Origin of the sequence: Desulfofundulus thermobenzoicus, assembly GCF_009428905.1 — a bacterium.
GTDB lineage: Bacteria > Bacillota > Desulfotomaculia > Desulfotomaculales > Desulfovirgulaceae > Desulfofundulus_A > Desulfofundulus_A thermobenzoicus.
In genome coordinates this window covers 35,014-58,421 of record NZ_WHYR01000007.1, presented here as the reverse complement: position 1 = coordinate 58,421, position 23,408 = coordinate 35,014, and the positions used below count along the sequence as shown (strand labels likewise).

The following is a 23,408-nucleotide window of genomic DNA, read 5'->3' as shown; positions in this document are numbered from 1 at the left end:
AACCGGCACCGGGTCCCTGAAGCGGGAAGACGGGTGCCTTCCCCAAAAGGCCTGGGATTTCAGCGGGAGCAAACATAAAGTCACGGGGGCATTATGCGTAAACATTTTTCCCGCCTATAACCATAATTATGGAGGGATAATCAATGATCCGGTCCCTTTTTGCCGGCGTGGCCGGCATGAAAAACCACCAGATCCGCATGGACGTCATCGCCAACAATATATCCAACGTGAACACCGTGGGCTTTAAAAGCGGCCGGGCCAACTTTCAAGACGTGCTATACCAGACGCTGAAAAGCGCCGGCACATCCACCAACCCGGCCCAGGTGGGCCTGGGCGTATCCCTGGCCGGCATCAGCAACAACATGAACCCCGGCGGCCTGCAGTCCACCGGCCGCACCCTGGACCTGGCCATCAACGGCGACGGCTTTTTCAAGGTAATTGACCCGGGCAGCGGCAAGGAATACTACACCCGCGACGGAGTCTTCTACATCGACCAGAACGGTTATGTGGTCAACTCCAGCGGCTACCGGCTGGTGGGGGAGGCCAGAAATATTACTTCGGCGTGGACAAATGAAATTAATGTGGATGGAACAGTAACAATTAATGGAAAACTTACACTCCAGGGAACCAGGGCTGATGGCACTGATGGGGAATCCGTTGAATTTACATTCGATAATATTAAAATTAACGAACTAAAAGACCTGGATGCTTTGATCACAAAAATAAACGCTGAGAGTTATCGAAGTGGCGTGGAAGTGTCCAGAAAAACAATAACAGATAATACTGGTACTCACCACTATCTTGTGTTCAGGACAAGCAGCAATAGTGACACAGCGAAACTAACGATTAGTAGTTCTAACAATACCAATCCCTTAACCTTTAACAATAACAACAGCATAGGTGATGTTACTATATATGGAACTGATGTTACCACCGACAATAGTCACCACCCCTTTACCGACTATATCCGTATGCTTAACGGCCCGGCGGCAAGCTTAAATGTGAGCAAGGACGGTTTGATCACCGGTACCGACAAAGACGGAAACATTCTCGAATGGAAGGGGGACCCATCTCTTCTTAAAAATAATCCACCGGTAAACGCCGATCTCCTGCAAATTACCCTTTATACCTTCTCCAACCAGGATGGTCTGCAGCGGGCCGCCCAGAACCTCTTTAGTGTCAGCAAAAGCAGTGGCCCGCCAAATATGGGCAAGCCAGGCTCAGCCGGTTACGGCACCGTGGAATCCGGCTACCTGGAAATGTCCAACGTGGACCTGACGGACGAGTTCACCAACATGATCACCACCCAGCGGGGCTACCAGGCCAGCGCCCGGATCATCACCGTGTCCGATACCATGCTGGATGAGCTGATCAACCTGAAACGGTAAGCGCATATTGCCGTTAAAACCACAATACCGCCTGCCGGCTCCGGCCACCCGTCCGGCAGCGGCAAAAGGGTGATCCTGAAAAATGCCCATAAACAGAAGAAAACAACAAGCTACCGGTGAGACGGAAAAAAAGAAGGGCGGCGGGGCTTTCCGTACCCTGCTCCTGCTGCTCCTGGCCATAATCATCGGCGGGGGGGCAACCTTCGGCGCCCTGTGGTTCCTCGGCCCCCTGTCCGGCCGGGCGGTGCAGGCCACACCCAAAGAAGTGCCCATGGAAACCCTGGACCTGGGGGACAAGGTGATCAACCTGGCCGACGACGGCCCCAGCCACTACCTGCGGGTGCGGGTGGTGCTGGAGTACCCCCAGGACAAAAAGCTGTCCGCAGAGATAAAAGCCAAGCAGCCCATGCTCACCGAGATGGCCCTGACTGTTCTGCGCAGCAAGAAAGCGGAAGATGTGCTGCCGGTGAAAAACCAGGAAGCCATCAAAAAACAAATGCTGGACCATATGAACAGCCAGCTGCTGCACGGCAAGATCGAACGACTGTATTTCACCGACTTCCTGGTGCAGTAATCACCGACGACCGGGCCGCAGAAGGCAGTTGATTATCAACCGAAGGCAGGCGGTGCCATTGATTACCGAAGACGAAATTCAAGAAATGATCCGGCGGATGGAAGGGCAACAGCCGGTGGTAAAGAAGGTCCGCTTCCCCCAACTGACTCCCCCGGCGGTGGCGGAGCAGCTGAAAATAGCCCTGGACTACCTGACCGACGTGCCGGTGACCATCACGGTGGAACTGGGCAGCACCATCATGAAGGTGCGGGACATCCTGCAGTTGACCGAGGGTTCGGTGGTGGAGCTGGACCGGCCGGCCGGGGATACGGCCGAGGTGCTGATCAACGACCAGCCCCTGGCCCGGGGGGAAGTGGTGGTCCTGGGCGGCAATTTCGGCATCCGCATCGAAAGCATCCATGAAGCGGGCAAAAACCGGGCGGGCGGGGAAAAACAGTGAACGACGGCGAGCTGTTCTGGGCGGTGGTGCGCCTGGCCGTCACCTTGCCCCTGGTGGCCTTCCTGGCCTACCTGGCCGTACGTTACGGTCTGGGCCGCCGCCTGGCCCAGACCCGGGGCCGGCACATGCGGGTGATCGAGCAGGTGCCCCTGGGGCTGAAGGCCACCCTCACCCTGGTGCAGGTGGGCCGGCGCTACTACCTGCTGGCCCAGCAGGAAGGCGGGGTCACCCTGCTGCAGGAATTCGATCAACTGCCGGAGGCCATACCCTTCCCGGGGGAAGCGCCGGTGGGCGGGCTCCGGCCCCTGCCGTTCCGGGAAGAGCTGGCCGCCGCCATGCTCCGCCTGAAGGAACGGTTCAACCGGGGGAAAGGGGAGGTGCCGGGCCGGGCGCCGGGCACCACGTTTACCATTAAAACCATTCGGGATGAACAACAAGATGAACATACACAGGAAAAAGATTAGCATAGGCCCGGGAAGGACAGGCCCCGGACGGCCGCTCAACCGGAAATATCCGGTACAGTCGCCGGCGGAGGGAAGAGATCCGACCATAGTGCCCGCAGAGCCCCAGCCCGGTGCAGAGCAATGGCCAACAGGCCTTCCCAGCCGGAACGATCCGGCACCACCGACGCCGGAAGGGAAATGCCTGGCCGCAGTACCCGCAGTGCCCCAACCCGGGGCAGAACAGCGGCCAACCGGCCATACCGCCTGGAAAGGTCCGGTACAAATTTTGTTAAACATCCCGGCGTCCCTGGTTTTTCTGGCGGCCCTGCTGGCGGTGCCAGGGGCCGGGCAGGCCCAGCCCCTGCCGGGCATCGACCTGCGGGTCACCCCCACGGACAACCCGGCCCAGGTGGTGGACAGCGTCAAACTGCTGGTACTGCTGACGGTGCTGGCCCTGGCCCCCGGAATACTGGTCATGGTCACCAGCTTCACCCGCATCGTGGTGGTGCTGTCCATCCTGCGGGGGGCCCTGGGCATCCAGCAGACGCCGCCCAACCAGGTGATCATCGGCCTGGCCCTGTTTTTAACGGCCTTTGTGATGACGCCCACCTTTCAGGAGATCAACCGGCAGGCGCTGCAGCCCTATTTAAATAATCAGCTGACCCAGGAACAGGCCTTTGAGGCGGCGGGCAAACCCCTGAAAGCTTTTATGTTGAAGCAAACCCGGGAAAAGGACCTGGCTCTGTTTGTGAGCCTGGCCAAATTGCCCCAGCCCAATAATGCCGACGAACTGCCCATCACGGTGGTCATCCCGGCCTTTGTGATCAGCGAGCTGAAAACCGCCTTTCAAATGGGCTTCCTTTTATATGTGCCCTTCCTGGTGATCGATATGGTGGTGGCCAGCGCCCTCATGTCCATGGGCATGTTCATGCTGCCGCCGGTGATGATCTCGCTGCCGTTCAAACTTTTGCTCTTTGTCATGGTGGACGGCTGGTACCTGGTGGTGCGCTCCCTGGTGGAAAGCTTCCACTAAGACCCCTGAGGCTGCAGTCAATGAACCAGAAAGCCCCCGCCTCCAGGCGAAAGCAAAGGCGGAAAAGGCTTCGCTTGCGCGGGAGCCACCCATGGCAACTTCCCGTTCTCACCAACAAAAATGTGTCAGAGAACCGTCCCCTGACACAGTATTTTGGGAGGTGGCCGTTTTGACCGACACCCTTGTTATCCAGATCGCCCGGGAAGCGCTGATGATGATCCTGATCCTGTCCCTGCCCACCCTGGCCGTGTCGCTGCTGGTGGGTCTGGTGATCAGCATCCTGCAGGCCACCACCCAGGTGCAGGAGCAGTCCCTGACCTTTGTGCCCAAAATCATCGCCGTATTCCTGGTGCTGGCCGTCACCGCCCCGTGGATGATCCGGCTGATGACCGGTTTCACCACCCGGCTTTTCGACCGGCTGCCCACCCTCACGGGCTAACAGCAGCTATTGGCGAAAAAGCCGTGTTCTGGAAGAGAACCGGTGTAACATAAAACAGCCGGCCTTCCCCGGCGGACACTTTCCGGGAAGCACGCCTGCCGGTTAAAAAGCAGCCAGTCCCCTTTTTTATGGAGGCAAATTACCTTGCTCAACTACGAACTGGTGGCCACCTTCATCCTGATCTTCATCCGGGCCAGCGCCTTTCTGGCCGCGGGGCCGCTGTTCTTTTTCCCCAGCGTCCCCCGGCCGTTCAAGGCCGGCATGGCCTTTGCGCTGGCGGTGGTGCTTTTCCCCGTGGTGCCGCAGACCGGGCCGAACTTCCCGGGTGGCCTGCCGGGCTTTGGCCTGGCGGCGGCGGAAGAGGCGGGGGTGGGGCTGGTCCTGGGCTTTGTGACCACCCTGGTCTTCCAGAGCCTGAATATGGCCGGCCAGATCATGGACATCCAGATGGGCTTTTTCATGGCCAACCTTTTCGACCCGGCCATGGGCCACCAGGCCACCATCACCTCCCGCTTCCTGTACCTGCTGGGGATGGTGCTCTTTCTCATCCTGGACGGCCACCACCTGCTCATCGCCGGCCTGGCCAGGAGCTACCAGCTGGTGCCTTTAACCGGCGCCTCCCTGGACGGGACCACCACCCTGGCGGTGGTGCAGATGTTCGCCCGCATGGTAGCCCTGGGCGTGCAGATCGCCGCCCCGGTGGTGGCGGTGGTGCTGATCATCGACATCTGCCTGGGCATCCTGGGCCGCACCGCCCCGGAAATGAACATCTTCATGCTGGGCTTCCCCTTGAAAATCGCCCTGGGCATACTCACTTTGAGCGTGATGGTGCCCCTGTTCGGGGTGGTTTTCCGGGCCATGGTGCGCATGATGGAGCAGGACCTGCACACGGTCATCCGGGGCCTCTCCGGATAAAAAGTTAACAACGGGTGCCAGGCACCTGATTTATTAACTTATTTGGAAGGGGTGATGGGAATTGGCCGGGGGCGGCGGAGCCCAGCAAAAAACCGAAGCTCCAACCCCACGGAGGCTGCAGGAGGCACGGAAAAAAGGCCAGGTGCCCAAAAGCCGGGACTTCTCGGCGGCGGTGGTGCTGATGGCCGCCGTACTGCTGGGCTACCTGCTGGAAAAGCCGGCCATGGAGGGCTGGGAGAGGCAGCTTTCCCGGTATTTTGCCAGCTGCCTTTCCTTTGACCTGGCGCCGGAGCACCTGCCCCGGATCATCTACGAGGTCGGCCGGGGGGCATTATGGATGTTCACCCCCTTTTTCCTGGTGCTCATGGGGGCGGGCCTGGCGGTGCACCTGGCCCAAAGCGGTTTCATCTTCGCCCCGGAAGTGGTGAGGCCCAACCTGGAGCGGTTGAACCCGGTAAGCGGCCTTTCCCGCATGTTCAGCCTGCGCACCCTGGTGGAGCTGGGCAAGGGCATGATCAAAGTGTTGGTGGTGGCAGGGGTCAGTTACCTGGTGGTGAAGGCCCACCTGGACGAACTGCTGCTGGTCTTTCACCGGTCGCCCCGGGCGGCCTTCGGCACCGTGGCCGGCGTCATGCTGGCGGTGGCCGCCGCGGCCGGCGGCACCTACCTGCTGCTGGCGGTGATTGACCTCTTCTACCAGCGCTGGGAATATATCCGCGGCCTGCGCATGACCAAACAGGAAGTGAAGGACGAGTTCAAACAGACCGAAGGGGACCCGGTGGTCAAAGGCTGGCAGCGCCGCCGGCAGCGGCAGATCCTGCTCAACCGCATCCGCCAGGAGGTGCCCCGGGCCACGGTGGTCATCACCAACCCCACCCACCTGGCGGTGGCCCTGCGCTACGAAGAAAAGGAGATGTCCGCGCCCCTGGTGGTGGCCAAGGGGGCCGGGGACCTGGCCCGGCGCATCCGGGAGCTGGCCGCGCAGCATAACGTGCCGGTCATAGAAAACCCGCCGGTGGCCCGGGCGCTGTACCAGGTGGACATCGGCCGGGAGATACCGGCGGAACTCTACCAGGCGGTGGCCCAGATCCTGGCCCTGGTCTACCGGCTGAAGAAACGGACGGTGTAAAAATCACTACCGTCGGCACCATAACGGTTACTGAAACATTCAGTGAAACAAATTCAGGAGGAAAGTGTATGCCGCCCGCACCCGGCACAACCTTAAGATCACAATTAAAACGCAACACCGACCTGCTCATCGCCGGCCTCATCGTGGGTATCGTGCTGATGATCATCATCCCCATGCCCCCCCGGGCCCTGGACGTGCTGCTGTCCATCAGCATCACCCTGGGTCTGGTGATCCTGCTCATCACCATGTTCACCACCGAGCCGCTGCAGTTTTCCATCTTCCCGTCCCTTTTGCTGGTGACCACCCTGTACCGGCTGGCCCTGAACATCTCCTCCACCAGGCTGATCCTGGGCCAGGGCTATGCGGGCAACGTCATCGACGCCTTCGGGCACTTCGTGGCCGGGGGCAACTACGTGGTGGGTTTTATCGTCTTTCTTATCATCACCGTCATCCAGTTCGTGGTCATCACCAGCGGCGCCGGCCGGGTGGCCGAGGTGGCCGCCCGGTTCACCCTGGATGCCATGCCCGGCAAGCAGATGAGCATCGACGCCGATTTCAACTCCGGCCTGATCACCGAAGCCGAGGCCCGGGAACGGCGCAAAAAACTGCAGCGGGAAGCGGATTTCTACGGGGCCATGGACGGCGCCAGCAAATTCGTCCGCGGCGACGCCATAGCGGGCATCATCATCACCCTGGTGAACATCCTGGGCGGCCTGGTCATCGGCACGTTGCAGATGGGCATGCCCGTGGGTGAAGCCCTGCGCACCTTCACCGTGCTCACCATCGGTGACGGTCTGGTGGCCCAGGTGCCTTCGGTGCTCATTTCCACGGCGGCGGGCATCCTGGTCACCCGGGCCACTTCCGATGCCAACTTCGGCACGGACATCTCCCGGCAGTTCACCGGCTTCCCCAAAATCATGTATATAGTGGCCGGCGTCCTCTTTGTGCTGGGGCTCATCCCGGCCATGCCCAACGCATTGTTCCTGATCCTGTCGGGGGTCAGCTTCCTGGCCGGCCGCAGCCTGGTCCGGGAAAAACAAAGGGAAGAGGCCAGCCGGCAGGAGGCCCGGGTACGGCGGCAGATGCAGGAAACCCGCCGGGAGCCGGAAAACGTCACCACCTACTTCCAGGTGGACCCCCTGCAGATTGAGATCGGCTATAACCTGATACCGCTCACCGACGAGAGCCAGGGCGGTGACCTTTTGTCCCGGCTGGCGGCGGTGCGCCGGCAGTGCGCCATGGAGATGGGCATCTACGTGCGCCCCATCCGCATCCGGGACAACCTGCAGCTGGCCCCCAACGCCTACATATTCAAGATCCGCGGGGAAGAAAGCGCCTCCGGGGAGCTGATGCCCGGCTATTACCTGGTGATGGACCCCACGGGACAGGCCACCGACGTGCCGGGCATCCCAACCACCGAACCCACCTTCGGCCTGCCCGCCTGGTGGGTGGCGGCCGGGGAAAAGGAGAAGCTGGAACTGGCGGGGCTGACGGTGGTGGACCCCTCCACCGTCATGGTCACCCACCTGACGGAATTCATCAAGGCCCACGCCTTTGAGCTGCTGGGCCGCCAGGAAGTGAAGGAACTGCTGGAAGCCATCAAGGAAAAGGACCCGGCGGTGGTGGAGGAACTGGTGCCGGACCTTTTGACCCTGGGGGAAGTGCAGAAGGTGCTGCAGAACCTGCTGCGGGAGAGGGTGCCCGTGCGGGACCTGGTGACCATCTGCGAAGCCCTGGCCGACGGCGTCCGGTTGAACCGGGAAAGCGATTTTCTCACCGAACATGTGCGCAGCCGCCTTTCCCGCACCATCAGCCGGCAGTACCTGACGCCGGAAAACAAGCTGGTGGTGCTCACCCTGCACCCCCGGCTGGAGCAGGCCGTCACCGACGCCATCCAGCCCACCCAGCTGGGATCCTACCCGGTGCTGGAACCGGGGCTGGCCAGAAAGATCCTGGACCGGCTGCGGGAACAGGCCGAAAAGATCAGCCTGAAGGGGCTTTCGCCGGTGGTGCTCTGTTCACCCCGCATACGGCTGCCCTTCCGGCGGCTCATTGAGCGCAGCCTGCCGGCGGTGGCCGTGCTCTCCCTGAATGAAATCGCCCCGGGCTTTGAAGTGGAGGTAGTGGGGACGGTGAGCGTGGAGTGAAAATTAATATTCCAAATTTTGGCGGCTCCTGCGGTGTGTCTGGCGCGGCATATAAATTTCCCACGCAAGGTGGTGACGGCCGGTGAAAATTAAAAAATACGTGGTGCGGGAAATGCAGGAAGCCATGCGCCTGATTAAAGAAGATCTGGGCCCCGACGCGGTGATCATCAGCAGCTACCGCCTGCCCCGGAAAAACATCCTGGACTTTTTCCGTCCCGTGCAGCTGGAAGTGACCGCCGCCATGGATGAACTGCCCCCCGGGCCAGCCCCGGCCGGCTCCCTGCCCCCGGGAGGTGCAAATTACCAGGGGCTGGAACAGCTTCACTCCGGACCTCCGATGGGAAGCCGGCCCGGCGCACCACCGGCCGCCAGGTTCCCGGATCCGCCGCCGGCCCCGGGGAGGCTTCATGCACCTGCCGCCGGCAGGTTTGCGACCGCCTGCGCTGCGGACGGATATCCGGCTCGTTCCTTCGGGGGCGGATATTCCGGCGAGACCATGACCCTGGAGCGGTCCCGTACATCCAATGCCGCCGGGCGTGCCGGATCACCCCCGCTCCCGCCCGGGGAAGCGGCAGGGGATACCGGAGAAAATATTCCCATGTATACGGGACCGGAAAAGGAGGAAAACAATCCCTCTCCATTTAATATAATCCTGAAGAAACAGGAGGAATTACTGATGAACGGGGACGTAACGGATCAATGGCGGCGGCACCTGCTGGACGGGGAGGTGGAAGCCGCGCTGGTGGATGAGCTGCTCCAGGATCTGGTGGTGGATGCACCAGGCGCGGACCGGGAAGATCTCCTGGGTCTGCAGCTGACAAAGCGGATCAGCTCCCTGGTGCGGGACGCCTATAGAAAAGTGGGGGACGGGGGCGGCATCTGCGCCTTTATCGGCCCCACGGGGGTGGGCAAAACCACCACCCTGGCCAAGCTGGCCACCCGCCGGGCCCTTTTGGAAGGAAAAAATATCGCCCTGGTGGCCGTTTACAGCCACCGCTTCGGCGTGGTGGAGGAGCTGAAATTTTACGGCCAGAACATGGGCGTGCCGGTGGAAGTGGTCATGACCCCGGCGGAACTGGCGGCGGCGGTGGAAGCCCACCGGGACCGGGACGCCCTGTACATAGATACCGAAGGCATCTCCTGCCGCAATGCCGGCCAACTGCTCAAATTAAAGGGCTTCCTGGATGTGTTGCCCCCGGAGACCGGGATTTACCTGGTGTTGAGCGCCACCACCCGCAACCGGGACCTGCTGCATGCCGCCGGGGAATTCGCCCGGGCCGGCTACTCGCAGATCATCTTTACCAAGCTGGACGAAACCAGGACCAGGGGCGGGGCGCTGAACCTGGTCCACCGCACGGGCCGTCCGGTGGCCTACATCACCACCGGGCAGAACGTCCCCGACGACCTGGTGCCTGTAACCCCCCGTAAACTGGCCGCCCTGCTCCTGGAAGGGGGAGAGGACGGTGTGGGGCCGGACTTTTAAGGCAGCCGGGGGGCGCATCTACGGCCGCCCCGCGGGCGCCCGCCCCCCGGTGGACCAGTATGAGGAAGACACATTCCTGACGGCGGCGGGACCGGCCGCCGGCGCCGCCCGGGTTATAGCCGTCACCAGCGGCAAGGGGGGCGTGGGTAAAAGCAACCTGACGGTAAACCTGGGCCTGGCCCTGGCCTCTTTAAACCGGCGGGTGATCATCCTGGACGCCGACCTGGGCCTGGCCAATGTGGAAGTGCTCCTGGGGGTGAGCCCCCCTTATACCATCTACGACTGCCTGTACCGGAACCGGGACATCCGGGAGGTGCTGTTGCCGGCTCCCGGGGGAATCCAGTTTATTTCCGGCGGCTCGGGCTTCCTGGAACTGGCCAACCTGGACCGGGCCCGCCGGCAGCGGTTGATTTCCTCCCTGGCCGTTCTGGACACCCTGGCGGATTACATACTCATCGACACCGGGGCGGGACTTTCCAAAAACGTGCTGGGGTTCCTGGCCGCCGCCGGGGAAGTGATTGTGGTGATCACCCCCGAACCCACTTCCCTCACCGACGGCTACAGCCTGATCAAGGTGCTGGCCCGCTTCCGTTCCCACCGGGAAGTGCTGCTGGTGATCAACCGCGCCGCCGGTGACCAGGAGGCCCTGGCCACGGCCAGGAGGGTGGAAATGGTGGCTGAACGCTTCCTGAACCTGCCGGTCAATTACCTGGGTCACCTGCCGGAAGACCGGGCGGTGAACCGGGCGGTGCGGGAGCAGAGGCCCTTCGTTCTGGCGGACCCCCGCTGCCGGGCCGCGCGGAATGTGACCGCCATGGCCCGCACCCTGGCCACCGGCCGCCGGGAAGAGGCCCCGCCACCGGGAGCGCGGGGTTTCGTGGGCCGGCTGTTGAAGATATTCGGTTGATTCCACGGCAAAAGAGCGCGTCGTTAAGTGGCATCAGCAGGACCAATGGCGACGGAAGGCTAATTTAATCAGTCGGAAGGGCGGGTGACCGGGTGTTGTCCCGGCGGCCGCAAGGAGGTTGCTCAAATTGAAAAAGCTGACCATAACCTGAAAATACAGGTGGCCCGGGAAGGGGAAAGGAATTGGCATGCTTCGGTCATTCAGGATCTCAATCATGTATGGCAATGGCATCTGACCCCCTGATATTACCCCTATGGGCCGGCAACCGGTATGTTTACAGCGTTATTCTGCCGAAAGCAGTTGGCGGTGGCGGAGGCTGTTTCCCGCCCCCGCCGGGGAGGTAAGTCCTTTTGCAGCAGCTAACCATCAACAAGAAAATACAGGTGGCCAGAGAAGGGGAACGGGACTGGTATGCCTCCACCATTCAGGACATAAAAAACGGGGAAATATACATCGCCCTGCCCCGCCTGCGGGGAAACGCGCTCATCCTGTCGCCGGGCGACAACGTCCAGGTGCGGTACGCCGAAGAAAGCGCCAGTTTCGTTTTTCCAGCCCGCTGCCTGGGACGCACCGAAGATTCCGTTCCCCTGTACCGCCTGGCCAGGACGGGGGAAATACAGCGGGTGCAGCAGCGCAGCCACGTGCGTTTGAAAACCACTCTGGAAGTCCATTACGCCCATCCGCCGGCCCCCAACCGCCGCCCGCGTTATAAAAGGGCCTATACGGTGGATATGAGCGGCGGTGGTATGCGCCTGGCCGTAAACGAACCGGTTCAGGCCGGGGCGGAACTGCTCCTGCAGTTTAACCTGCCCCTGCGCGAGGGTCTCAGGAAAATGGAGCTGAAGGGCCGGGTGGTGCGCCTTTTTGCAATGGAAGACGGCGGCCACCATGTGGCCCTGGAGTTTGTGGACATAACCACGGCACAGCAAGACCTGATCGTCCGTTATATCTTCCAGCGCATGGGCGAACAGGCCCGGCTGCGCTAGGGGCGTGATCATATGGACCGCAAGGAGGAACTCTGGCGGAAGTACAAGCGGACCGGGGACCCGGCCGTCCGGCAGGAACTGATCCTTTCCTACCTGTGGCTGGTAAAGCACCTGGCCGGACGGCTGGCCATCAAGCTGCCCGCCTGCCTGAGCCAGGAGGATCTGGAAAGCTGCGGCGTTTTCGGCCTGATGGAAGCCATTGACAAATTCGACCCCGACCGGGGCAACGATTTTGAAGGCTACGCCTACGCCCGGGTGCGGGGGGCCATGCTGGACGAGGTGCGCCGGGCCAACTGGATGCCCCGCACCCTGTGGTACAAACTGCAAAGGTTGAAAGGGGTGAGGGAGAAGCTGGAAAGGCAGTGCCAGGATTCCGTGTCCGTGGAGATGGTGGCCCGGGAAATGGGTGTCAGCCAGGCGGAAGTGCATTACCTGGACAGCCAGCTGCACCGGCTGTTCACCCTCTCCCTGGAAGAAATGGTGGCCACGGGCAATGGCGAACCCGTACGTTTGGGCGATCTCCTGCCGGACGAGTCCAGCCCCGACCCCCTGGAACGTATCTCCGGGGAAGAGGACCGGGAAATGCTGGCCCGGGCCATCGAAAGCCTGCCGGAAAAGGACCGGCTGGTGCTGGCCCTGTACTACCAGGAGGGCCTGACCTTAAAGGAAATAGGGGCCGTTCTGGGAGTGTCCGAATCCCGGGTATGCCAGCTGCACAGCCGGGCCATCAACCGCCTGCGCAAAAAACTATCGGAACTGTGACAGGGGACGGTTCTTTGACACATTTCAATGTGACAGGGGACGGTTCTTTGACACATTTCAATCAAACTGTCAGGGGTGTGACAGGGGACGGTTCTTTGACACATTTCCGGGAGTGTGACAGGGGACGGTTCCTTGACACACTTCAATCATGAACTGTGACAGGGGACGGTTCCTTGACACATTTCCGTAGGTGACAGCAATGTGACAGGGGACGGTTCTTTGACACACTTCAATCATGTGCACTGCACCGACCGGTAGCACTACGGAGGACAAGAGTCAGGAAATAGTCCCCAGAAACATACCCTAACATCAACGCGAAAAAGACAACAAAAAGTGTGTCAGAGAACCGTCCCCTGACACAAAGGAGGTATAAATACAAACATGCTCCGCGGCATCTATACCACCGCCTCCGGGCTGGGCGTAAACCAGGCCCGGCTGGATTTGCTGGCCAACAACCTGGCCAATGCCTCCACCAGCGGCTACAAGGCAGATAACCTGATCCAGAAACCCTTTTCCGAACTTTTGCTCATCGCCCGGCAGGAGGACCGTACCGTGCCGGTGGACCCGGGCTGGCGCTATGTGGGCGTCAACAACCAGGGAGCCGCCGTCACCCAAACAATCACCAGCCTGGCCCCGGGTACGCTGAAACAAACCGGCCGGAACACGGATGTGGCCCTGGCTGACGCCGCCACCTTCCTGGTGGTGCAGACGCCCGCCGGGGACCGCTACACCCGGGACGGGCGCCTGGACCTGGACAATCAGGGCTACCTGGTGGACTCCCGGGGCAACCGGGTGCTGGGGGAAGCCGGTCCCATCCAGGTGGGCCGGAGGGATTTCCAGATCAATGACGCCGGCGAAATCGTCCTGCCCGGCCAGGGTGTGGTGGCCCGCCTGCAGGTGGTCACCTTTGCCAACCTGGACCAGGTATCCAAAACCGGGGATAACTATTTCACCGCCCCGGCCGGGGCCGCCCAGCCGGCGGCCAACCCGGCGGTGCGCCAGGGTTACCTGGAAGGCTCCAACGTGGACCCGGCCGCTTCCATGGTGCAGCTGATCAGCGTGGCCCGTTCCTACGAAATGAACCAGCGGATACTGCAGGTGGAGGACCAGTTGCTGGAACTGGCCGTAAACCGGGTGGGCGCACTGCGGTAACCGCACCGCCCCATGTGTGACAGGGGACTGTGTGACAGGGGACGGTTCCTTGACACATTCTCGTGACAGGGGTGTGACAGGGGGACGGTTCTTTGACACATTTCTATCTGTGCACCGAACCAACCGGTAGCACCAGGGATGACCCGAGCCAGAAAACAGTCCCCGGAAACATACCCTAAAATTAACGGGCAAAAGACACCGAAAAATGTGACAGAGAACCGTCCCCTGTCACATGCGCAGAAAAATGTGACAGAGAACCGTCCCCTGTCACAAAACAGTCCGTGACAGAGAACCGTCCCCTGTCACAAAGTCACAAAGTCACAAAGCCACCGCCCCATACCTATTACCGAGGTGATACCATGTTACGAGCTTTATCCACCGGCGCTGCCGGGCTGGCGGCACAGCAGATCCGCCTGAACACCGGGGCCAACAACCTGGCCAACATCAACACCGCCGGTTACAAGCGCCAGGGAGTAACCTTCGCCGACCTGCTTTACCAGGAAGTGGGCCGGGAAGGCATTCCCAACGTGCCGGGCGCGGCCCCCCCGGCCGCCAATCCGCCGGGTGGTGCCGCCGCGCCGGGCGCGCCGGCTGTCCCCGGTGCAGCCGCCGGTGCCGCAGCACCGGTACAGGCCGGCAGCGGCGTGCGGGTGGTCACCACCCCCCGGGATTTCCGCCCCGGCGCCTTGATCCGCACCGGCCGGCCCCTGGATGCAGCCATTCAGGGGGAAGGGTTTTTCCGGGTGCTGCTGCCCAACGGTCAGTACGCCTATACCCGGGCCGGCAGCTTTACCGTGGACGCCACCGGCCGCATAGTCACCCAGCAGGGCTATCTTCTGGATCCGGAAATATCTTTACCACCGGGATATAGTTCTCTCACCCTTCATTCCGACGGGCGGGTGACGATAATAAACAGTGAACAGCAATACGAAGAACTGGGCCGGCTGTCCCTGTACACCTTCAACAATCCGGCCGGGCTGGCCTCCCGGGGCGACAACCTGTACCTGGCCACGGCTGAAAGCGGTCCGCCGGTGGTGGGATTCCCGGAACAAAACGGCGTGGGTTCCCTGGCCCAGGGCTGGTTGGAAGGTTCCAACGCCGACATCACCCGGGAACTGGTGGACCTGATCGAAGCGCAGCGGGCCTACCAGCTGGACCTGCAGGTTGTCCGCACGGCCGACGAATTGTGGAGCATGGCCAACAACATGCGCAAATAAAGGGGAGGAGGCTGCCGGGAAGCCATGACAACCGGCGGCATCATCCCCCAAAAGGGGGACTGGAATGGAGCCGGCCAGGGCTATAAACAACATAGTGGAGATTCAGGTCGGCATCGCCGACTATAAAACAGCCAGGGAACCGGCCCGGTTGATCACCCTGGGCCTGGGTTCCTGCGTGGGGGTCAGCCTATACGACCCCGCATTAAAACTGGGGGGGCTGCTGCACCTGATGCTCCCCGACAGCACTCAGTTCACCAACGTAACCAAACCGGCCAAGTTCGCCGACCTGGGCATCCCTTTGTTAATTCAGGAAATGCAGAAAGAGGGCGCCAGCCCCTCCCGCTTAAAGGCCAAACTGGTGGGCGGGGCGCAGATGTTTTCCGGTCTGGACAGCAAAATGATTCTGAACATCGGCCAGCGCAATGTGGAAAAAGCCCGCCAGATGCTCAAAGAATACGGCATTCCCATCCTGGCCGAGGAAGTGGGGGGCAACCGGGGCCGCACCATGATCTTTGACACCAGTACCGGACAGGTGAGCATACGTATGCTGGGCAACAAGTTAAAGGTGATCTGAAATGCCAGATATGCCCCGTGGAAAATTTACCGGCAGTCCCGTTAACAGCAAACTCCCGCATATGGATTTTGCCCGGTTCAAGGAAATGGTGGGACGGGCCTTCCGGCTGGACCTGAACAGCTACAAGGAAACCCAGTTGAAAAGACGGCTGGAGGCCTATATTACCCGCAGGCAGCTGTCCGGTTACGACGCCCTCTTTCAAAAGCTGCAGAGCGACAGATCCTTTTACGAATCTTTTCTGGAATACCTGACCATAAACGTATCCGAGTTTTTCCGGGACCCCCAGAGGTTCGCGGAACTGGAAAAGGTCTACCTGCCCCAGCTTTTACAGCAAAAAGGCAGGCTGAAAATATGGAGCGCCGCCTGCGCCACCGGGGCGGAGCCCTATTCCATGGCCATCATCCTGGAAGAAATGACCCCGGGACGCATCCACCACCTGGAAGCCACGGACATAGATCAGAACATCCTGGCCAAAGCAAAGGAGGGTATCTACCCGCCGGAAGCCGTCCGGAACGTTACACCCCCGAGACTGGCCCGGTTCTTCACCCGGGAGGGGAACTCTTACCGGATAAACGAAACCCTTCGCCGGCGGGTGACTTTCCGGCGCCACGACCTTCTAAGCGACCCCTTCGGCCGGGATTACGATCTGATCCTGTGCCGCAATGTAACCATATATTTCACCCGGGAAGCCCAGGAACGGCTGAACGCCCGGCTGGCCCAGGCGCTGGCCCCGGGAGGCATCCTCTTCATCGGAGGCAGTGAAATGATCTTTAACTATCAGGAACTGGGACTGGAAAAGGCCAGCATCTGTTTTTACCGGCGGTTGACCGGAAAGGGGGTGGGACGGTGAGCTACCGCATTCTGTCCCCGGTAGAGCTGGACGCATTGAAGGAAGTGGGCAACATCGGTCTGGGCAATGCCGTTACCTCCCTGGCCCAGCTGATCAACCGGCGGGTGAGCATGCACGTTCCCCGCACCTGCTTTCTACCTTACGAAGAAATGATCAATATGATCGGGGGCTATGAGGAGCTGGTGGGCTGCGTCAGCCTGCGGGTGCTGGGAGACGCCCCGGGAATGGTGCTGTATGTTTTCAACGAGGAAAGCACCTACCGCCTGGTGGATATGCTCATAGGTGCCCCCGTGGGCACCACCGCCGCCCTGGATGAAATGGCCGAGTCGGCCATCAAAGAAGTGGGTAATGTGCTTACCGGCTCCTTTATCAGCGCCATCGGCATGATGACCGGCCTGAATATGATCACCACCGTGCCCCTCTTTGCCTTTGATATGCTGGGTGCGGTGCTCACCTCCCTGATGGTGGCGGCCGGCCGGGTGGAAGACCAGGTGCTGGTTATAGAGACGGAACTGTTTCATGATCTGGAAGTGCAAATTAAAGGGCATTTTTTCCTGCTTACCGAACCAGGAGCCATTGATCGCCTGATCTCCGCCCTGGGCGTAAGTGGTGGCGGGAGTGAAAATACGTGAGGAGGAAACAGCAGTGGGTAAGAAGATCCTGGTAGTTGACGACGCTGCCTTCATGCGCATGATGATTAAAAACATCATTACCAAGAATGGTTACGAAGTGGCCGGGGAGGCCGAAAACGGCAAAGAAGCCGTGAAAATGTACGCCGAATTGAAACCCGATCTGGTCACCATGGACATCACCATGCCGGAAATGGACGGCATTGATGCGGTAAAGGCCATCCGGGCCATCGATCCCAACGCCAACATCATCATGTGCAGCGCCATGGGCCAGCAGGCCATGGTGATGGACGCCATTCAGGCCGGGGCAAAGGATTTTATTGTCAAGCCCTTCCAGCAGGACCGTATCCTGCAGGCCATTGAGCGGGTGCTGTCCCGCTCCGCCCGGGCCTGACGGACGGCAAAGGGGGAAAGACGATGCAGGAAGTATTGAGCCAGGGGGAAATAGACTCCCTGCTGGCGGCCCTCACTTCCGGGGAGCTGAGCCTGGAAGAGGCACAGAAGCCCCTGACACCGCAGGTCAAGACATACGACTTCCGGCGGCCCAACAAGTTTTCCAAGGAACACCTGCGCACCCTGGAGATGCTCCACCAGCATTTTGCCAGGCTGCTTTCCAGCTTTCTTTCCGGGTACCTGCATTCCTCGGTAAACGTGGAAGTGGTTTCCGTGGGGCAGTTGATTTACGAGGAGTTCATCCGATCCATTCCCAGCCCCACGACCCTGATCATATTCACCCTGAAGCCCCTGGAAGGATCGGCCCTCCTGGAAGCAAACAATCAGATGGTGTACTCCATGATCGACCTGCTTTTCGGCGGTCCGGGCAGCTCCAGCGACCAGATGCGCGAGTTGACCGACATCGAGCTGACGGTGGTGCGGCGCCTGATGTCCCGCATCCTGGAGCACCTGGCCCTGGCCTGGCAGGACTTTTACACCGTGGAGCCGGATATACAGGCCATTGAAACCAACCCCAGGATGCAGCAGCTTTACTCCCCCAATGAAGTGGTGGCTCTAATCACCCTTTCCGTTTCCATTAACGAAGAGGAACGGGGCTTTTTGAACATATGCCTGCCTTACATATTTATGGAACCGGTGATCTCCCGGCTTTCCGTACGCCAGCAGTTCAGCCGCCAGGTGGGTGCTCCCCGGCCGGAAGACATTGACCGGCTGGGCTACTGGCTCGGCTTTTCCCGGGTGGAAATCAGCGTGCATCTGGGGGAAACGGAAATCAACGTACGGGAACTGCTGCAGATGCAGGAAGGGGACGTGCTGGTTTTAAATCGCCGCATCAACCAGGACATGGACCTGTACGTGGAGGGGGAACGCAAATTCGGCGTACAGGCCGGCCGGGTGGGTCAAAAACTGGCGGTACAGGTGGTATCGCTGACCGGGGAGGAACCATAATGTCGGAAAACGGCAAAAATTTCCTTAGCCAGGAAGAGATAGACGCCCTTTTAAAAGCCAACGCAGAATCCCGGCCGGGGGAAGGGGAAAAAGAAACGGCGGCCGCGGCCATGGCTGAGGCGGTGGAAATGGCGGGGCAGCCGGCCGGGGAAGAAACGGGAGAACCGGCCCCCGCAGGGCAACCGGAAGAACCACCGGCAGAGGATGCACCGGAAAACAGACTCTTGAGCGACGCCTGTGAACCGGCGGTGGACCTGACCCCGGAGGAGAGGGATGCCCTGGGAGAAATAGGCAATATTTCCATGGGCTCGGCGGCCACCACCCTGTCGGAACTGCTCAATCAAAAGGTGGTCATCACCAGCCCCCGGGTGACCACCTGCCTGCAGGAAAAGTTTTTCGCCAGTTTCAAAATACCCTACGTGATCATCCAGGTGGAATTCATAGAGGGGCTGAAGGGTTTCAACATACTGATCATCCAGTTGAAAGACGCCATGATTATGGCGGACCTGATGATGGGGGGCGACGGGACCAGTTTGGCGGAACAGATTTCGGAAATGGAACTTTCGGCCGCCTCGGAAGCCATGAACCAGATGATCGGCACCGCCTCCACCTCCCTGGCCACCATGTTCCGCCGTACCATCAATATTTCCCCGCCCACCACCAAAGTGCTGGAAGTGGCCGCCGACGGGGGCGTGGACTACCGTCTGCCCACCGAAGACCCCATCGTGGTGGTCTCCTTCAAAATGACCATCGGTGAACTGGTGGACACGGAAATCATGCAGATCATGAGCATGTCCACGGCCAAGGAAGAGGCGGCCATGCTTTTGGGCCAGGTGCTGGCCCAGACCATGGAACCGACAGCGCAGGCCACCGTGGCGGAACAAACGGCCGCCCCGGAACCGGAAGCGGCGGCCGGCCCTGTCCAGCCGCCACCGCTAAACGGCGGAGCACGGGCGGCCGCGGCCCTGCCCGGAAACGGTGGAGCCCGTTTCTCCATCCTCACCGACGAAGAGCAGCGCAAGCTGGAGCTTTTGCTGGACATCCCCCTGAAGGTGAGCGTGGTCCTGGGCCGCACCCGCCGGCCCATTAAAGAAGTGCTGGGCCTGACGCCGGGGGCGATAGTAGAGCTGTCCTCCCTGGTGGACGAACCGGTGGAGGTGCTGGTCAACGGCACCCTGGTGGCCCGGGGGGAAGTGGTGGTGGTCAACGAAAACTTCGGCGTGCGCATCACCAGCATCATCAGCCCGGCGGAAAGGGTGGAGCAGCTGGGCCCCAAACACTAAAGAAAATGAAAAAATAACAGAAACAGGCAGGAATGCACGTGCATAATGTAGAAAAAGTCAGCGGTGCATTCGGAAAAGTAAGGTGCCCGTCACCCGTCATTCTTATTTTCCACGAAGGGAAGGTATCATTTCTTTGAAAGCCTTGATCCTCTCCGGCGGCCGGGGCACCCGCCTGCGGCCCCTGACCCACACCACCGCCAAGCAGCTGATCCCGGTGGCCAACAAACCCATCCTTTTTTTTGTGCTGGAACAGGTCCGCGCCGCCGGCATCGACGACATCGGCATCATCATCTCCCCGGAAACGGGGCAAAACGTGCGGGACACCGTGGGGGACGGCTCCCGCTGGGGAGCAAGAATCACCTACATACTGCAGGACACCCCCGGCGGCCTGGCCCACGCCGTGAAAACGGCCCGGGAATTTCTGAATGACTCGCCCTTTCTCATGTTCCTGGGCGACAACCTGATCCAGGGGGGTGTGGAAGGGCTGGTCAGGGCATTCAACGACGCCGGTGTCGACGCCCTGATCCAGTTGAAAAAAGTGCCCGACCCCCGGCAGTTCGGCGTGGCCGTGCTGGATGAGCGGGACCGGGTGGTGCAGCTGATCGAAAAGCCCCAGAACCCGCCCAGCGACCTGGCCCTGGTGGGTATCTACCTCTTCAGCCCCGTGGTGCACCGGGCCATCGACCGCATCAAACCCTCCTGGCGGGGGGAGCTGGAAATTACCGACGCCATCCAGGAGCTGATCCACATGGGGCACCGGGTGGAGGCCCGGGTGCTTTCCGGCTGGTGGCTGGACACCGGCAAAAAGGACGACATCCTGGAGGCCAACCGGGTGGTGCTGGACGAATACGCCCGGCGGGACATCCGGGGAGAAGTGGACGGCGGCAGCCAGGTGGTGGGCCGGGTGGAAATAGGCACCGGCAGCCGGGTGGTGAACAGCCTGGTACGGGGACCGGTGGTCATCGGCAGCAACGTGACCGTCATTGACAGCTTTATCGGCCCCTACACCGCCATTGCCGGCGGCAGCCACCTGGAACGAGTCTCCCTGGAACACTCGGTGCTCCTGGAAAACTGCCGCCTGGTGGATGTGGAACGCATCGAAGACAGCCTGGTGGGCAGCAACACCCGGGTGTGCCGCTCCACCGCCCGCCGCCGGGCCCTGCGCCTGTTCGTGGGGGACGACGCGGAAGTGGTGATATAGATGCAAAACATGGTATAATAACATTGACCATTATAAACTGGCAGGGAGTGAACCATATGGCCGGCAGGATAGAATTCAAAGCACAGTTTTTTAAGGAGGGCGACGTTTACGTAGGGCTATCTCCCGAACTCAATATTTCCAGCTTTGGGGACACTATTCAGGAGGCTAAAAAGTCCCTGGTGGAAGCCGTGGAGGTTTTTTTGGAAGAGTGCGCAAAAATGGGTACGCTCGAGGAAGTACTGGAAGAAGCAGGATTTATGAAAAACCAGGATACCTGGACGTACCGCAGGTCCGTTGACGAAGAAAAACTGGTGGTTTCCATGTAACCATGAAAAAGCGGAAGATAACCCCAATTCATTACACCCTCTTGATACGGATATTTGAACTAGATGGATTCACCATAAGCAGAAAGGCCGGGGATCACATCATTATGAAAAAATCTGGAATAAAGCGACCTCTGGTGATTAAAACCAGCCCCAGGCTGGTGCCAGTCACTCATATACGTACAAATATGCAAACAGCAGGTATGTCCAGGGAAAAATTTTTTAATCTACTGGACCAGGTAAAATGATACCCTGGATTCCAGTTAATTATGTTTTCAACCGACCAAGTAAGGTTTAGTCTTTATCGTACCGACAAGTTGAAATCTACTGGCAAACGGGGAGGTTATATTTAATGCAGTTAATCGAAGGGGTTGTGCTAAAACCCCTGCGCCTGATCCCCGACGACCGGGGCTACCTCATGGAAATGCTGCGCAGCGACTGGCCGGAGTTCATGAAATTCGGCCAGGCCTACATCACCGCCTGCTATCCCGGCGTGATCAAGGCCTGGCACTACCATAAACTGCAGTGGGACCACTTCGTCTGCGTGGGGGGCATGGCCAGGGTGGTGCTCTACGACCCCCGGGATAACAGCCCCACCAGAGGGCTGGTAAACGTCTTTCACCTGGGCTACCTGAACCCCTGCCTGCTGAAGATCCCGCCGGAGGTCTACCACGGCTTTACCGCCGAGGGCGGCCAGACGGCGCTGATCGTCAACTTCCCCACGGAGCTGTACAATTACAGCCGGCCCGACGAATACCGCCTGCCCTACAACGACCCGTCCATACCCTACTCCTGGGAGGTCAGGCACGGCTGATGAGACTACTGGTCACCGGCGGGGCCGGTTTTATCGGCTCCAACTTCATCCGTTACATACTAAATGCCCGGCCGGAGGTAGCGGTCATCAATCTGGATAAGCTTACCTACGCCGGCAACCTGGAGAACCTGACCGGGTTGGAGGAAAATCCCCGCTACACCTTCGTCCACGGGGACATCGGCGACCGCCGGCTGGTGAGCGAGATCTTTTCCCGGGGCGTGGACGCGGTGATCAATTTTGCCGCCGAGTCCCACGTGGACCGCAGCATCATGGACGCCACGCCCTTTATCGAAACCAACATCCGGGGCACCCAGGTGCTGCTGGATGTGACCACTGAATGGTGGCGGGAGCATACAGCCGGCGGTCCCCCAGCAACGCCGGCAGGTCCGATGCTGGAGCGGTCTTCAATTCGAGGCGCTCCCACCGACCCTCCGGCGGGTGTGACTGCCTCAACTACCGGCGATAATTTTGATACTGCACCGGTTTCCGGCGGCGGAAATAGTACGGCGGGGGCGGCCGGCGGGGCAAGCCCCGGGCAGGCCGGTAACGGAAAATCCCGTTTTAATGGGGATTCCGGATCATGGGAACACGGTTCCACCATCAGTACGAAGGATCTACCCCGGGAGGACCGGGGGCAGCCCGGCACCGCCCCGGCCGTGGCCTTCATCCAGATATCCACCGACGAAGTCTACGGCTCCCTGGGTCCGGAAGGGCGCTTCACCGAGGAAAGCCCCCTGAATCCCAGCAGCCCCTATTCCGCCAGCAAGGCGGCGGCCGACCTGCTGGCCCTGGCCTACCACCGCACCCACGGCCTGCCGGTGGCCGTCACCCGCTGCTCCAACAACTACGGGCCCTACCAGTTCCCGGAAAAGCTGATCCCCCTGATGATCACCAACGCCCTGGAGAACCGGCCCCTGCCCGTGTACGGCGACGGCCTGAACGTCCGGGACTGGCTGCACGTGGAGGACCACTGCCGGGCGCTGGAACTGGTCCTGTACCGGGGCCGGGCCGGGGAAATATACAACATCGGCGGCCACGGGGAACGCACCAACCTGGCGGTGGTGCGCACCATCCTGCACCTGCTGGATAAACCGGCCGGCCTGATCCGCTTTGTCAAAGACCGCCCGGGCCACGACCGGCGCTACGCCATCGACCCGTCGAAGATCACCCGGGAACTGGGCTGGCAGCCCCGGCACACCTTTGAAAGGGGCCTGGCCGCCACGGTGGAATGGTACGTAAAAAACCGCCCCTGGTGGGAGCGGATCAAGTCCGGAGCGTACCGGGAGTATTACGAAAGGATGTACGGAGGGCGGTAGGAT

At 60.6% G+C, this 23,408-nt stretch carries 26 protein-coding genes; 25 read left to right on the top strand and 1 reads right to left on the bottom strand.

Annotated features, from left to right (window positions below):
- The first annotated feature begins 143 nt into the window (after positions 1-143).
- The 4 genes from GFC01_RS04020 to fliO all read left to right on the top strand — a co-directional run bounded on the left by GFC01_RS04020 (position 144) and on the right by fliO (position 2,865).
- Positions 144-1,388 carry a flagellar hook protein FlgE gene (locus GFC01_RS04020; RefSeq protein ID WP_152945354.1) on the top strand — a complete coding sequence of 415 codons (1,245 nt, stop codon included), beginning with the start codon at positions 144-146 and terminating at the stop codon, positions 1,386-1,388.
- Between the two features lie 82 nt (positions 1,389-1,470).
- Complete coding sequence (locus GFC01_RS04015) at positions 1,471-1,962, top strand: flagellar basal body-associated FliL family protein (RefSeq protein ID WP_152945353.1); 492 nt, start codon at positions 1,471-1,473, stop codon at positions 1,960-1,962.
- Positions 1,963-2,020: 58 nt separating this feature from the next.
- Positions 2,021-2,401 (top strand): flagellar motor switch protein FliN, encoded by a 381-nt coding sequence (gene fliN, locus GFC01_RS04010; RefSeq protein WP_152945352.1) that lies wholly within the window; start codon positions 2,021-2,023, stop codon positions 2,399-2,401.
- The gene (gene fliO, locus GFC01_RS04005) at positions 2,398-2,865 is read left to right on the top strand and encodes a flagellar biosynthetic protein FliO (protein WP_152945351.1); all 468 of its coding nucleotides are present in this window, start codon (positions 2,398-2,400) and stop codon (positions 2,863-2,865) included. The genes fliN and fliO overlap by 4 nt, the downstream gene beginning before the upstream one ends.
- 35 nt (positions 2,866-2,900) lie before the next feature.
- Here fliO and GFC01_RS04000 read toward each other — a convergent pair whose 3' ends face one another.
- The gene (locus GFC01_RS04000) at positions 2,901-3,095 is read right to left on the bottom strand and encodes a hypothetical protein (RefSeq protein ID WP_152945350.1); all 195 of its coding nucleotides are present in this window, start codon (positions 3,093-3,095) and stop codon (positions 2,901-2,903) included.
- A 44-nt stretch (positions 3,096-3,139) separates the two neighbouring features.
- Between GFC01_RS04000 and fliP the strand changes: the two genes are divergently transcribed.
- From fliP to GFC01_RS19255, 21 genes are all read left to right on the top strand, one after another.
- Complete coding sequence (fliP, locus tag GFC01_RS03995) at positions 3,140-3,877, top strand: flagellar type III secretion system pore protein FliP (protein ID WP_341473747.1); 738 nt, start codon at positions 3,140-3,142, stop codon at positions 3,875-3,877.
- A gap of 169 nt (positions 3,878-4,046) precedes the next feature.
- A complete protein-coding gene (gene fliQ / locus GFC01_RS03990) occupies positions 4,047-4,316 on the top strand; it encodes a flagellar biosynthesis protein FliQ (RefSeq protein ID WP_152945348.1) in 270 nt (89 codons plus the stop codon).
- Positions 4,317-4,460: 144 nt separating this feature from the next.
- A complete protein-coding gene (fliR, locus tag GFC01_RS03985) occupies positions 4,461-5,231 on the top strand; it encodes a flagellar biosynthetic protein FliR (protein ID WP_152945347.1) in 771 nt (256 codons plus the stop codon).
- Positions 5,232-5,292: 61 nt separating this feature from the next.
- Positions 5,293-6,360: a flagellar biosynthesis protein FlhB gene (gene flhB, locus GFC01_RS03980; protein WP_152945346.1), complete on the top strand. Its 1,068-nt coding sequence runs from the start codon at positions 5,293-5,295 to the stop codon at positions 6,358-6,360.
- A 68-nt stretch (positions 6,361-6,428) separates the two neighbouring features.
- Positions 6,429-8,507, top strand: coding sequence for a flagellar biosynthesis protein FlhA (flhA, locus tag GFC01_RS03975; RefSeq protein ID WP_152945345.1), 2,079 nt, complete (start codon positions 6,429-6,431; stop codon positions 8,505-8,507).
- An 82-nt stretch (positions 8,508-8,589) separates the two neighbouring features.
- The gene (locus GFC01_RS19930) at positions 8,590-9,990 is read left to right on the top strand and encodes a flagellar biosynthesis protein FlhF (RefSeq protein WP_152945344.1); all 1,401 of its coding nucleotides are present in this window, start codon (positions 8,590-8,592) and stop codon (positions 9,988-9,990) included.
- Entirely contained in the window at positions 9,971-10,897 is a 927-nt protein-coding gene (locus GFC01_RS03965) for a MinD/ParA family protein (RefSeq protein WP_341473744.1), read from the top strand. Before GFC01_RS19930 ends, GFC01_RS03965 begins: the two co-directional genes overlap by 20 nt.
- 350 nt (positions 10,898-11,247) lie before the next feature.
- The gene (locus GFC01_RS03960; RefSeq protein WP_152945343.1) at positions 11,248-11,883 is read left to right on the top strand and encodes a flagellar brake protein; all 636 of its coding nucleotides are present in this window, start codon (positions 11,248-11,250) and stop codon (positions 11,881-11,883) included.
- A 12-nt stretch (positions 11,884-11,895) separates the two neighbouring features.
- On the top strand, positions 11,896-12,645 hold the full coding sequence (locus tag GFC01_RS03955; RefSeq protein WP_152945342.1) for a FliA/WhiG family RNA polymerase sigma factor: 750 nt from the start codon (positions 11,896-11,898) through the stop codon (positions 12,643-12,645).
- Positions 12,646-13,026: 381 nt separating this feature from the next.
- On the top strand, positions 13,027-13,797 hold the full coding sequence (gene flgF / locus GFC01_RS03950; RefSeq protein ID WP_152945341.1) for a flagellar basal-body rod protein FlgF: 771 nt from the start codon (positions 13,027-13,029) through the stop codon (positions 13,795-13,797).
- A 359-nt stretch (positions 13,798-14,156) separates the two neighbouring features.
- Positions 14,157-15,014 carry a flagellar hook-basal body protein gene (locus tag GFC01_RS03945; protein WP_152945340.1) on the top strand — a complete coding sequence of 286 codons (858 nt, stop codon included), beginning with the start codon at positions 14,157-14,159 and terminating at the stop codon, positions 15,012-15,014.
- A gap of 64 nt (positions 15,015-15,078) precedes the next feature.
- Entirely contained in the window at positions 15,079-15,588 is a 510-nt protein-coding gene (locus GFC01_RS03940) for a chemotaxis protein CheD (protein WP_152945339.1), read from the top strand.
- Between the two features lies 1 nt (position 15,589).
- On the top strand, positions 15,590-16,438 hold the full coding sequence (locus GFC01_RS03935; RefSeq protein WP_423244367.1) for a CheR family methyltransferase: 849 nt from the start codon (positions 15,590-15,592) through the stop codon (positions 16,436-16,438).
- Positions 16,435-17,070: a chemotaxis protein CheC gene (locus tag GFC01_RS03930; protein WP_341473743.1), complete on the top strand. Its 636-nt coding sequence runs from the start codon at positions 16,435-16,437 to the stop codon at positions 17,068-17,070. The genes GFC01_RS03935 and GFC01_RS03930 overlap by 4 nt, the downstream gene beginning before the upstream one ends.
- A 13-nt stretch (positions 17,071-17,083) precedes the next feature.
- Positions 17,084-17,461 (top strand): response regulator, encoded by a 378-nt coding sequence (locus GFC01_RS03925; RefSeq protein WP_341473742.1) that lies wholly within the window; start codon positions 17,084-17,086, stop codon positions 17,459-17,461.
- 23 nt (positions 17,462-17,484) lie between these two features.
- Positions 17,485-18,468: a flagellar motor switch protein FliM gene (fliM, locus tag GFC01_RS03920; protein ID WP_152945337.1), complete on the top strand. Its 984-nt coding sequence runs from the start codon at positions 17,485-17,487 to the stop codon at positions 18,466-18,468.
- A complete protein-coding gene (gene fliY, locus GFC01_RS03915) occupies positions 18,468-19,751 on the top strand; it encodes a flagellar motor switch phosphatase FliY (protein ID WP_152945336.1) in 1,284 nt (427 codons plus the stop codon). Before fliM ends, fliY begins: the two co-directional genes overlap by 1 nt.
- A 133-nt stretch (positions 19,752-19,884) precedes the next feature.
- Positions 19,885-20,952 (top strand): glucose-1-phosphate thymidylyltransferase, encoded by a 1,068-nt coding sequence (locus tag GFC01_RS03910; RefSeq protein WP_152945335.1) that lies wholly within the window; start codon positions 19,885-19,887, stop codon positions 20,950-20,952.
- Between the two features lie 56 nt (positions 20,953-21,008).
- Positions 21,009-21,278, top strand: a complete 270-nt coding sequence (locus tag GFC01_RS03905) for a type II toxin-antitoxin system HicB family antitoxin (protein WP_152945334.1) — start codon at positions 21,009-21,011, stop codon at positions 21,276-21,278.
- A 349-nt stretch (positions 21,279-21,627) separates the two neighbouring features.
- On the top strand, positions 21,628-22,089 hold the full coding sequence (locus GFC01_RS03900) for a dTDP-4-dehydrorhamnose 3,5-epimerase family protein (protein WP_152945333.1): 462 nt from the start codon (positions 21,628-21,630) through the stop codon (positions 22,087-22,089).
- Positions 22,089-23,405: a dTDP-glucose 4,6-dehydratase gene (locus GFC01_RS19255; RefSeq protein WP_243137213.1), complete on the top strand. Its 1,317-nt coding sequence runs from the start codon at positions 22,089-22,091 to the stop codon at positions 23,403-23,405. The genes GFC01_RS03900 and GFC01_RS19255 overlap by 1 nt, the downstream gene beginning before the upstream one ends.
- Positions 23,406-23,408 lie beyond the last annotated feature (3 nt).

Excerpts from the sequence above, each read along its gene's own strand:
- fliY (WP_152945336.1), top strand. The coding sequence starts at position 18,468 with ATGTCGGAAAACGGCAAAAATTTCCTTAGCCAGGAAGAGATAGACGCC.
- GFC01_RS19255 (WP_243137213.1), top strand. The coding sequence starts at position 22,089 with ATGAGACTACTGGTCACCGGCGGGGCCGGTTTTATCGGCTCCAACTTC.
- GFC01_RS04015 (WP_152945353.1), top strand. The coding sequence starts at position 1,471 with ATGCCCATAAACAGAAGAAAACAACAAGCTACCGGTGAGACGGAAAAA.
- GFC01_RS03900 (WP_152945333.1), top strand. The coding sequence starts at position 21,628 with ATGCAGTTAATCGAAGGGGTTGTGCTAAAACCCCTGCGCCTGATCCCC.
- GFC01_RS03940 (WP_152945339.1), top strand. The coding sequence starts at position 15,079 with ATGGAGCCGGCCAGGGCTATAAACAACATAGTGGAGATTCAGGTCGGC.
- flgF (WP_152945341.1), top strand. The coding sequence starts at position 13,027 with ATGCTCCGCGGCATCTATACCACCGCCTCCGGGCTGGGCGTAAACCAG.
- GFC01_RS03945 (WP_152945340.1), top strand. The coding sequence starts at position 14,157 with ATGTTACGAGCTTTATCCACCGGCGCTGCCGGGCTGGCGGCACAGCAG.
- flhA (WP_152945345.1), top strand. The coding sequence starts at position 6,429 with ATGCCGCCCGCACCCGGCACAACCTTAAGATCACAATTAAAACGCAAC.
- GFC01_RS03955 (WP_152945342.1), top strand. The coding sequence starts at position 11,896 with ATGGACCGCAAGGAGGAACTCTGGCGGAAGTACAAGCGGACCGGGGAC.
- fliM (WP_152945337.1), top strand. The coding sequence starts at position 17,485 with ATGCAGGAAGTATTGAGCCAGGGGGAAATAGACTCCCTGCTGGCGGCC.
- GFC01_RS03905 (WP_152945334.1), top strand. The coding sequence starts at position 21,009 with ATGGCCGGCAGGATAGAATTCAAAGCACAGTTTTTTAAGGAGGGCGAC.
- GFC01_RS03935 (WP_423244367.1), top strand. The coding sequence starts at position 15,590 with ATGCCAGATATGCCCCGTGGAAAATTTACCGGCAGTCCCGTTAACAGC.
- GFC01_RS04020 (WP_152945354.1), top strand. The coding sequence starts at position 144 with ATGATCCGGTCCCTTTTTGCCGGCGTGGCCGGCATGAAAAACCACCAG.